Source organism: Pseudoalteromonas sp. J2K-J979, from assembly GCF_058169715.2.
Map to the genome: position 1 here is coordinate 1244324 of NZ_CM200281.1, position 10962 is coordinate 1255285.

Annotated in this window: 6 protein-coding genes; all 6 read left to right on the forward strand. The window is 40.5% G+C overall.

Features of this window, described 5'->3' with window-relative positions:
- Positions 1-110 precede the first annotated feature (110 nt).
- Positions 111-4913 carry an Ig-like domain-containing protein gene (locus AC3KVK_RS05815; protein ID WP_490313113.1) on the forward strand — a complete coding sequence of 1601 codons (4803 nt, stop codon included), beginning with the start codon at positions 111-113 and terminating at the stop codon, positions 4911-4913.
- A gap of 207 nt (positions 4914-5120) precedes the next feature.
- Positions 5121-5981 carry an IS982 family transposase gene (locus AC3KVK_RS05820; RefSeq protein ID WP_518526932.1) on the forward strand — a complete coding sequence of 287 codons (861 nt, stop codon included), beginning with the start codon at positions 5121-5123 and terminating at the stop codon, positions 5979-5981.
- Between the two features lie 393 nt (positions 5982-6374).
- Positions 6375-7631, forward strand: coding sequence for an efflux RND transporter periplasmic adaptor subunit (locus AC3KVK_RS05825; protein WP_490313462.1), 1257 nt, complete (start codon positions 6375-6377; stop codon positions 7629-7631).
- Positions 7632-7700: 69 nt separating this feature from the next.
- Positions 7701-8423, forward strand: a complete 723-nt coding sequence (locus AC3KVK_RS05830) for an ABC transporter ATP-binding protein (protein ID WP_490313461.1) — start codon at positions 7701-7703, stop codon at positions 8421-8423.
- Position 8424: 1 nt separating this feature from the next.
- Complete coding sequence (locus AC3KVK_RS05835; protein WP_490313460.1) at positions 8425-9738, forward strand: ABC transporter permease; 1314 nt, start codon at positions 8425-8427, stop codon at positions 9736-9738.
- A 10-nt stretch (positions 9739-9748) separates the two neighbouring features.
- Positions 9749-10954 (forward strand): ABC transporter permease, encoded by a 1206-nt coding sequence (locus AC3KVK_RS05840; RefSeq protein WP_490313459.1) that lies wholly within the window; start codon positions 9749-9751, stop codon positions 10952-10954.
- Positions 10955-10962: the final 8 nt, after the last annotated feature.

Genomic DNA, 10962 nt, shown 5'->3' on the forward strand with positions numbered 1-10962 from the left:
TGTTGTGGTGGTCGAAATTTAGCCATTATTAGGATACAATTTATACTTAGTGCGATTCTATTAAATCTGCATCTCGCACATCGACTAATTACGATACTTTGGAGTTTGGTATGAAATTAAAAAGGTTAACTTGTGGTGTTTTATTGGCGCTTGGCAGCCAAGTTGAAGCGAGTGAAGTCTGTAACAGTGAAGTTTACGGCGTCAACCTTAATGCAGGATCAAGTATTGTTAAGGTAAATCCATCAACGGGTCAATTTGATTTACATTCTAACGTATTGCAGCATTCAGATGCGCTAGCTTACCAAGCTTCAACCGATCGCCTATATTACGTAACAAAACCTATAAATGGTAAGCCACGTCTTGTGTATGTTGATATGGCGACCAAACAGCATATTGAAGTTGGGCCTACAACAGGCACTTATCGATTAGCATTTTCTCCAGATGATCAAGTACTTTGGGCATCGTCGGGTGACAAAGTATTTAATATTAATGTGAATGATGGTTCGATAAGTTATAAAAAGACGCTAACAGGCTTTGCCACGCAATCAGATAAGCTATGGGGTGACATTGTTTTTATCAATGACACCTTACATATAGTGACGAATAAAAAATTATTTGCGGTTGATTTAAATTCAGGCACTGTTCGCGAAGTTGGGATGCATAACTTAAAAGTGACGGGTTCAACGGTTGATAGTAAAGGGCAGCTGCTCGTTTCAAGCAATGCAGGAAATAATAAGACCGACTTGTATGCACTTGATTTATTAAATGCTAACCCTTCACTTCTGAGTACCGTCAATTATCGAATTAATGACTTAGCCACTCGGACAATCAGCCAACCAGATTGTACTGATTTGCAAAATAATGTCGCATCGATTGAAGCAATTAAAAACAATTCAGCAGAAGGCGATGTGTTACATGCTCGAGTTCACTTTGAGCAGAAATTGACGAGTGACACAGTTACTTATTTAAATATTGAAAGTGCTTCAGCTCATAAAAACATTGATTTTGACCGCTTTGTCGAATTGTCATTTGATAACGGCAATACATGGACCAGTGTTAAAAATATTTCGTCTATTTCAAGTACGGATTTAAGCGAAGGTTCGACGCATTTTGATATTCGTATTCACTCTTTCAAAGATACTGATGCAGAAGGTAATGAGAATTTTATTCTAGAAGCGTGGAGTGAAGGGCAAGCAGACAAAAAATCAAGAGTGTTAACCATTGTTGATTCCAACAGCCAACGTCCAGAAATTTCACATGTTGAGCTCAATTCTGAGAGCATCCCTGAAGGGGTTTACATGGTCGCAGATGTCACGTTATCAGAAGTAACTCAATCTGAATTTGCTCATTTTATTAGCCTAAATACAAACAGCGAAAACCCAGTGTTAAGCGCGCTTTCTCAAGACTTTGATTCTGAAATTGAAATTAGTTTTAATCGCGGTATTTCTTGGCAAGGAGTAGGTTCTGTTGGTGAGCAAATTAGGGCTCGAATTTACGAAGGCATATCTGAATATAAGCTCAGAGTTAAAGTCAAAGATGATTCAGTAGATGAAAGTGCTGAAACAGCGTCTATTTCAATTTCAGAATCCAGTGATGGTTTATTTGCAATTGAACAAACATTTACAATTAATGATGCAATTGCAAGCTGTTTGCCGCGAGTCATGTACACAATTGCACTCCCCAATCCGTTTAGTGAAGATGGCTATATGGACTTTGAGGTTGGATATCGTTCTGAAGCGAAATGTGATGGGCAATATAAGTTTGAACTAGTTGAAACAAGTATTTCTTATGTTGATAAAGCAAAGAAAGGCATCGATTTTAGTACCTTAGTGGATATTAAAGATATCAATTCTCATGAGTTTGAATTATTTTCTGTCGATGCAAGTGGTGTCGTAACGATCGATGTGCCTAAAGGTTCAGCTGGTTTTGTGGTTCGTGTATTTGGTAAGCCAGATGATTTAAATGAAGGCCCAGAGGAGTTTTCGTTATACACATGGGCATCTCCAGATAAATCTGATTTATTTATTAAAGATATTACGATCTTAGATGGTGACAACACGACGCCTTCAACGTTACCGAATGTTTCTCGTTTATCGATTAACCCGAACCCAGCGGCGGAAGGCCAAATAGCGCGAATTACTATATCACTTGAAAATGCAACGACGATTGCAGACAGCATTGTGAATGTGAATTTTGATGATATAGAAGCCACGAATGGTATCGATTTTGATAACATCTCAGCTGTTAGTTTTGATAATGGTAGTACTTGGCAAAGTGTTGATTTGAAATCGCAAACAGCTTTATTGTTACCGATCGGTACGCAGAGCGTATTAATAGATGTCACAACAAAAGTTGACACAGATTCAGAACAAACAGAACGCACATTATTTTCTGCTTGGGGTCAGGATGATCGAAGTGATTATGCAACCCGAGAATTAACAATTACAGATACCACAACAGCGACATTATCATTGAACAGTGTCAGTGGTAACGTGGTTGAAGGTGAGCAAGTCGAATTACGCGTCAGCTTAAATCAAGCGCTGAATAAAGATGCGGATGTCCGTATTGAAATTATCGATGGCACAGCTAAAAATGTTGAAGACTTCCTAGCGATTGATCATACGTTTACATTAGATGCTGGACAAGTAGATTACAGTTTATTTATTCCTACCTTTGATGACTTAGACCTAGAAGAAATTGAATTCTTTGATGTAAAAGTGACAGGTATTACTAATGTTTCTGGAACACAAACTTTACGTGTGTTTATTAATGATAATGAGCAAGCACCAACGATGCAGCAAGTTCGAGCTGTTGAAGACTCAGTAAAAGAAGGTGATGCGGCAAGTTTTGCTGTTACTTTAACACACGCGATTAACGCGCCTACTATGGTGAGCTTAGCTCTGACAGATGATACAGCTCAAGTAAAAAATGATTATTCAGCACAAGTAGAAATCAGCGTTGATGGTGGGGCCACTTGGTCATTAACTACGCTACCTAATGTCGTTGAAGTACCAGCGCAAACTTCTAGCTTCCTTGTAAAAGTAGCAACGATCCGTGATACAGAACGAGAGTCAGCTGAAGAATTTATGTTGCAGGCTTGGACAACACCAACGGCCTCAGATGCAGCGCAAGCTACAGGAACCATTACAGATAATGGTGCCCCAGTTGCTTCGGCTGATGTAGATGAAGTAAATGAAGACGGCTTAGCCAAAAATATTGATGTATTAAGTAATGATACGGATCCTGAAAACGATCCATTAACGGTTGCAAGCGCGACTTCTGCGCAAGGACCTGTTCAAATTAATGCTAACGGGACCTTAAACTTCCAACCAAACCCTAATTTTAATGGCGTCGCGACTATTACTTATGTGGTTGTTGATGAGTTTGGTGGAGAAGACACAAGTTATGTATCAGTCAATGTTTTACCGGTTAATGATGCCCCTATTGCTAAACCTGATGTAGCAAAAGTATCTGAAGATAGTCAAAATAATGTGATTGTTGTTTTGACAAATGACGAAGATATAGACGGTGATGTTTTATCTGTGACTGAAGTGTCGGCTAAAAATGGTCAGGTCGTCATTAATCCAGATGGCACACTTACTTACTCGCCAAAAGCGGATTTTAGTGGTCAAGATTTAATTAGCTATACGATTTCAGATGGTCAAGGCGGCAGCGCTTCGAGCACTGTTACTGTTACTGTTGACGATCAAAATGACGCACCAACGGCTACGCCGTTTACTGCAATTGTCAATGAAGACAGTGCTAATAATGTTGTTAATGTCTCAGCGTATTTAGATGATTCTGATAATGATACTCTGACCTTATCAGATCCTGCATCAGAAAATGGTGTAGTGACAATTATCGATAACGAAAGGTTAAGTTATACACCCAAACCAGGGTTTGTAGGTCAAGATACGATCACTTATACAGTGAGTGATGGTAACGGTGGGACAGCCCAAGGTGTCATTACAATGACAGTCAAAAATGTCAATGATGGACCTACGGCTCAACCTAAAGCTGTTGAAGTATTAGAGAATAGCCAAAGTAACACTATTTCACTTACAGATGTATTAGCAGATGCGGATAACGATACTTTAACGATATCTAACGTCAATGCACAACATGGTACAGTGACTTGGCAAAACGGTCAGTTAGTTTATACACCACAGGCTAGCTATTCAGGTGCGGATAAAATTACTTATACAGTAAGTGATGGTAATGGTGGCGGCGCTTCGGGATATGTTGATGTAACGATTAAGCCGATTAATGCGACTGTTTCATTGATTGCTGTCAGTGGCGGAAGTGTTGAAGAAGGTGCAACTGCAACGTATAAAATCGTACTCAACCAAGCTATTTCAAACGATGCGTCAATCGAAGTTAAAGTAAATAATGGTACAGCCATTAGAGGCAGTGATTATACCTTCACTAATACGACCATGACTGTACCAGCAGGGCAGACTTATATCCAGTTTGCAGTCCCTACAATTCAAGATACAACTCATGAAGATTCGGAAACTTACACAGTTAGTATTGCTGCGAAAAGTAATGCAGTGGGTAATGCACAGTTACAAACCGTGATTATCGACAATGATTGTATACCTGCAGAATACACACGAATTAATTATCGTTATATCCGAGAAGATGCGGGGTGGAATAATGATTGGGGTATTAAAGTAGATAATAAATACACCAAATTATTAGATGAAAATGGACCAGCAGGCTCATTCGATGTGCCACTAGATAAAACCATCACTTATGTATTGGCGCGAAATGGAAATGCAAATAACCTGACCACAGATTTTGTTTGGAAAGGAACTCAGCAACATTGGGAAGACACAGCAGGTGGCGATGCCGACTACAATGACTTTGTAGTCAATGTTACGACAACCAAAGTGTCATATGGTTGTAAGTAACATTCCGATACTAAATTTATAATAAAAAAGCCAGTGACTCTCACTGGCTTTTTTATTTTGTAAAGTATGAGGCATAAAACTCACCTGACTAGCACTCAATCACTGTTAAACCTATATAACCTGAGCTGCACATAAGAAATGGAACTAAATGCCCTTGCGGTGATCAGATCTTTCGACCAAGAAACATTAGATTACCGAGGCAAGGGCATGAATAACTTAGATGCAATTTACGTAGATGTCGATGATTTTTGTTTATTGTTTGAACCTCAATGGCTTAAACACCTAATAGAATCAGGTGAAAAGCAACGCATTAAGCCATCTCGACTATCCTCTAGCGAAGTGATGACTATATTAATTGCTTTTCATCAATCAGGTTATCGCGATTTTAAAACTTACTACACCAAATTTGTTTATCAGTATTGGCGACATTATTTTCCTGATTTAGTCAGTTATACACGTATGTTGAAGTTACTTCAGGCCACGTTACCTGCTCTGTGCAGCTATCTGAAGCAGCGCTTTGATAAACCAACAGGCATTGCATTTATCGATTCCACTTCTCTCAAGGTGTGTCACAACATGCGTATTCCTCGTCACCAAGTTTTCGCGGGAGAAGCCAAACGAGGCAAAGGAACAATGGGCTGGTTTTATGGCTTTAAACTTCACCTCATCATGAATGATGAAGGGGGTTTATTAGCTGTAAAAGTGACAGCTGGGAATGTTGATGATAGACAGCCGGTATTAGATATGGTTGATAATGTTACAGGTAGTTTATACGCTGATAAAGGTTATGTATCTGCAAACTTAAAAGCGGAACTTGCTGAGCAAGGCATTGATTTTATTACAGGTCAACGAAGTAATATGAAACGTCAGCCAATATCATCTTGGGATAGAGCGATGTTATCAAAGCGTTTCATCATTGAAACAGTTTTCGACCAGCTGAAAAATATGGCTCAAATAGACCACACAAGGCACCGCAGCTGCATCTCATTTATGGTTAATTTAATGGCTGGATTAATTGCCTATACTTTTCAGACTAAAAAGCCGAGTATAAAAGTGACTCGGCTTTAATTCTTATGCAGATCTGAGGTTATATAGACAGGCCTTGCCCCATCTTTCGTGGCGCTTTTGCTCGCAAATCCACATTCAGAGTTTCAAACTTGTCACCTAAAGTTCACCATTGCGTTTAAACCGGCTTTTAAAAGTGTCCGCAGCGGACGCTATTATGTGTCCGCGGTCAGTAATAAATCTGAACTAATATAGAAATACCTTTAATTTTCAATAGGTTAATTTTTGTTGGTTGTTGGCACGCATTTCGAATTATTAAGCTCAGTACAGTTTAAAAGGAACAGACATGCTACTGACAATGCTATTTTTTTCAGCGCCAATGATGGTCATTTTGATCGCAGTTTTTATTGCGCAGTGTGAGTCACTTTTACATTCAGTCAGCGCAGGAGAGCCGTTATGATTAAAGATACCAGTGCTCAAGATACTCGGATCACACAAACTAAACCAAAAATGGCCCGTATTCTCGTATTCTCGTTGTTTGCTTGTGGGCTTAGCGTGTTAGCTTGGCAAGGTTTGAACGTTTCAACATCTGAGCTTTCAGTTGATAGCCGCCGAGTGCAGTTTGCTCAAGTTGAGCGGGGAGACCTAATTCGAGATGTTTCGGCAACAGGCCGAATCGTTGCTGCGAATGCGCCACAAGTGTACAGTCCTGAGCAAGGGTATGTTGATTTACTCGTACAGCCAGGCGATAAGGTCGCCAAGAAGCAGGTGATTGCTAAAGTAGCCAGTCCAGAACTTAATAATAGCTTAAAGCAACAAGAATCTGTGTTACAGCGCCTGCGCGGAGAGTTAGATCGCCAAAAACTCAATGCGCGCCGCCAAGCATTAAGTTTAACAAAAACGCTAGATTTAGCCCAAGTTGAGCTGACTGCTGCAGAGCGTGAAAACCGCCGTGCTGAATTATCAATTAAAAAAAGTTTAATTAGCCAAATAGATTTAGAAGCGGCGGCGGATAATTTATCACGAGCTAAATTAAGCTTTGCTCATGCCAAACAAGAAGTCGATCTTGCAAAAGATACCTTAGCATTTGAATTTAGGTCAGCAAAAAGTGATGTTGAACGCCAGCAGCTAGTTGTCGATGATCTTGCTCGACAAGTTCGAAATCTTGAAATAAAAGCGCCCGTTGCAGGGATTGTGGGTAATCATCTTGTGCAACAAAAGGCTGCAGTCAGTGCCAGCCAAGCGCTGATGACACTAGTTGATTTGAGTGCGTTTGAAGCTGAATTACAGGTTCCAGAAAGTTATGCAAATGAACTGGGTCTTGGAATGAGCGTGGAGCTCAGCGTTGGTGCGAAAAATATTATCGGTACATTGTCAGCTATTTCACCAGAAGTGAGCGGTCGAGAAGTGACCACTCGCGTTCGTTTTTCAGGACAAGAAAGTCAAAGTTTACGACAAAATCAACGTGTAACCGCTCGGATCTTATTAGAGAATCGTGAAAATGTCTTGATGGTCAAGCGTGGTGCATTTATGCAACAAGGCGGATTTGTTGCCTATAAAGTTGAAGGTGAAATTGCATCACGCATTGAAATTGCCATTGGAGCGACCAGTATTTCAGCAGTAGAAATCAATAGAGGTGTGGCAGAAGGCGACACACTCATCGTGTCAAGTTATGAGCAGTTCGCTAATGCTGAGCACATTCTGTTACGTTAACCCAATTAAATATACTTGTTGTTTCAACCAAACAACTTACCAACCAAAAAGTTCAGCAGGGATAAGAATATGTTAGAAATGAATAATATAAGCAAAATTTATCAATCAGAATTAGTACAAACACATGCCTTACGTGAATTCAATTTAAGAGTCAATGAAGGGGAGTTTATCGCTGTAACAGGTCCTTCAGGATCCGGTAAAACCACTTTTTTAAACATAGCCGGCATGTTAGAGCCCTATACATCTGGCCAGTATTTATTAGATGGAACCGATGTTGGCATCTTAAATGATAATGCGTTAGCTGAGCTCCGGAATGAAAAAATAGGATTTATTTTCCAGGGATTTAATCTAATTCCTGATTTAAATTTGTACGAAAATATCGAGGTTCCTCTGCGCTACCGGGGGATTAAGGCCGCCGAACGAAAGCGCCGCATTGAAGAGTGCTTAGAGCAGGTGGGGTTAGCGGCACGTGCAAAACATTTACCCCAACAGTTATCAGGCGGACAGCAACAGCGCGTAGCCATTGCTCGAGCGTTAGCGGGTAAACCCCGATTTTTATTGGCCGATGAGCCAACGGGTAATCTCGATAGCTTAATGGCACGCCAAGTAATGGAATTGCTAGAACAGATCAATAGAGAAGGCGCGACCATTGTTATGGTGACACACGATCCTGATTTAGCGCGTCGTGCACCAAGAAATATTCAGGTGGTTGATGGCCAACTTGCAGATTTTACTTTGTACCAAGGCTCACCAGAGACGATGAATCACCCCAGCTTGAAGGTAGGAGCCTAATATGTTTTTTTATTACTTGGATTTGAGTTGGCGAAGTTTGAAACGCACACCTTTGGTGAGCTTTTTAATGATTTTGGCTATTGCTATAGGGATTGGTGTGACTATGACCAGTTTATCGGTCTATCACATGATGTCGATGGATCCGATCCCCTCGAAAAGTAATCGTTTATTTATGGTGCAATTGGAAACATTAGATGATGGTGATGGCTGGTGGACGAGCGACAATATGCCTAAACAGCTCACATTTCAAGACAGCGAAAATCTTCAGTATGCAGCGCAAGCATTCAAACAAGCCGCAATGGTCAAAACGGGCTTTGCAGTGCATTTAAATAATCCTGCATTTAAGCCTTTGTTGCATTCTACACGGGCAACCGGCCGAGATTTTTTTAGTATGTTTAATGTGCCATTTTTATATGGTTCAACATGGTCTAAAGAAGCGGGCCAAACAGGCGATTCAGTTGTGGTTATTGGTGAATCTCTTAATCAAAAGTTGTTTGGTGGAGGAAACAATGTTGGCAAAACGCTCTATTTGGATGATGAAATATACACTGTAGTGGGGATTATCCAAACGTGGTCATTGTCGAGTAAATTCTATGACTTAAATAATGGGGCATTTCACGAAACTGAGCAAGTTTACATCCCATTTTCTCAAGTGAGACTGAAAGAATTGGAAAGCTGGGGAAACAATAATGGTTGGAAACATGAAGACATTAAAACAGCGGCAGATAAGCTTAATTCAGAAATTTTTTGGTTACAGTTTTGGGTCGAGTTACCGAGTTCTCAAGATGTCGAACACTATCGAACTTTCTTAAGTCATTATATTCAAGAGCAAAAAAAATTAGGCCGATTTAAAAGAGCCAATCCACGCGTGCAGCTTCGCAACGTTAATCAATGGCTGCAATATAATGAAGTGATTAGTGAAGACAATAAAGTTTTAGTCGGCTTGAGCTTTATGTTTTTAGCTGTGTGCTTGGCGAATATTTTAGGATTACTCCTTGCAAAATTTTTGCGCAGAGCGCCAGAAGTGGGCGTGAGAAGGGCTCTAGGGGCGAGTAAAACCCAAATATTTTCTCAGCACTTAGTCGAAGTGTTAGTCCTTGGGTTTATCGGTGGGATAGCTGGAATTATCATCGCACAATTTGGTTTAATGGGGATCCGCCTCTCAGGGAGTGGTTATGAGGGGCTTGCCGTTATGGATTTCCAAATGTACCTGAGTGCTCCTTTGATCTCAATGACTGCTTGTGTACTTGCGGGCCTTTACCCCGCTTGGTTAGTGTGTCGAACAAACCCCGCCATTTATTTAAAAAGCCAATAGGATGCAGATAATGTCAGAGATTAAACCTATTATAAGTTCTTTGCTGCGCGCGCGAGTCGGTGCGGTTTTATTAATCGTGCAAATCGCCTTAACACTAGCCATTGTGAGTAATGCGGCTTTTATGATCAACGATCGGATTGCTTATTTAAATCAACCTACAGGATATGATGAACAAACCCTGTTTAAATTTAACGTTACAACTTTTGGTAAAGAGATTGACCTCATCCAACAGTTTGAATTGGATGAAGCGGCGATCCGAACAATTCCAGGCGTGATTAATGCGGTAATGTCCAATCAAGTGCCGATCAGTGGTAGTGGTGATTCGACAGGCTTTGCATTAAAACCACGCTCTGAACCTGCGCCTTCAGTTCGTTCATCGTTTTTTATGGGGGACGAACATTTTTCTGATGCTCTGGGGATTAAAGTAATCGCTGGGCGTAACTTTAGTAGTGATGATGTCATTATGAGCAATGATTACTCTAAATTTCCCACTGTGGCGTTAGTGAGTAAACAATTTGCTGACGATATGTTTATGGATTCATCAGGGCTCGGTGAAATAATTTATTATGGCGATAACCCGCTAACTGTGGTTGGTATCTTGGATCATATGACTGGACCTTGGCTGAGTGACTCAAAGGCAAATAATGTGGTGATCATTCCCTTTGCAATTGGTCAGTCAATTCGTAAGTTTATTGTACGAACCGAACCTGGGATGCGCGAGGAAGTCATGAATCAAGTGGAAGATGTGCTGCTTGGTCTCGAGTCTCAACGTGTTATTACTGACTTAACCGGTTTGGATGAAAAAAAAGCGCAATATGTTGCTCAAGATCGGTTAATGATGAACATGTTAATTATCTTAATTGTCATTTTAATGATTGTAACTGCTATGGGGATTTTTGGCCTCACCTTGTTCAATATCAGTAAACGAACCAAACAAATAGGTACCCGTCGCGCCCTGGGTGCAAAAAAGTCCGATATAATCAGTTACTTTTTGGTTGAAAATGGATTAATTAGTGCCGTTGGCTTGGTATTGGGGGCATTGTTAGCTATCGTACTAGGCAAACAATTGATGAGTCTTTATTCGTTACCACAGCTGAATACGTGGTTTATTGTAGCCACGTCTGTATTTATTTTTTCCATGAGTATGTTGGCAGTGTATGGCCCAGCAAAGCGCGCGGCGAATATTTCGCCAAGCATTGCTACGCGTACTGTCTAAACAAACTC

Coding starts and splice junctions, on each gene's coding strand:
- AC3KVK_RS05815 (WP_490313113.1), top strand. CDS start 111: ATGAAATTAAAAAGGTTAACTTGTGGTGTTTTATTGGCGCTTGGCAGC.
- AC3KVK_RS05830 (WP_490313461.1), top strand. CDS start 7,701: ATGTTAGAAATGAATAATATAAGCAAAATTTATCAATCAGAATTAGTA.
- AC3KVK_RS05835 (WP_490313460.1), top strand. CDS start 8,425: ATGTTTTTTTATTACTTGGATTTGAGTTGGCGAAGTTTGAAACGCACA.
- AC3KVK_RS05825 (WP_490313462.1), top strand. CDS start 6,375: ATGATTAAAGATACCAGTGCTCAAGATACTCGGATCACACAAACTAAA.
- AC3KVK_RS05840 (WP_490313459.1), top strand. CDS start 9,749: ATGTCAGAGATTAAACCTATTATAAGTTCTTTGCTGCGCGCGCGAGTC.
- AC3KVK_RS05820 (WP_518526932.1), top strand. CDS start 5,121: ATGAATAACTTAGATGCAATTTACGTAGATGTCGATGATTTTTGTTTA.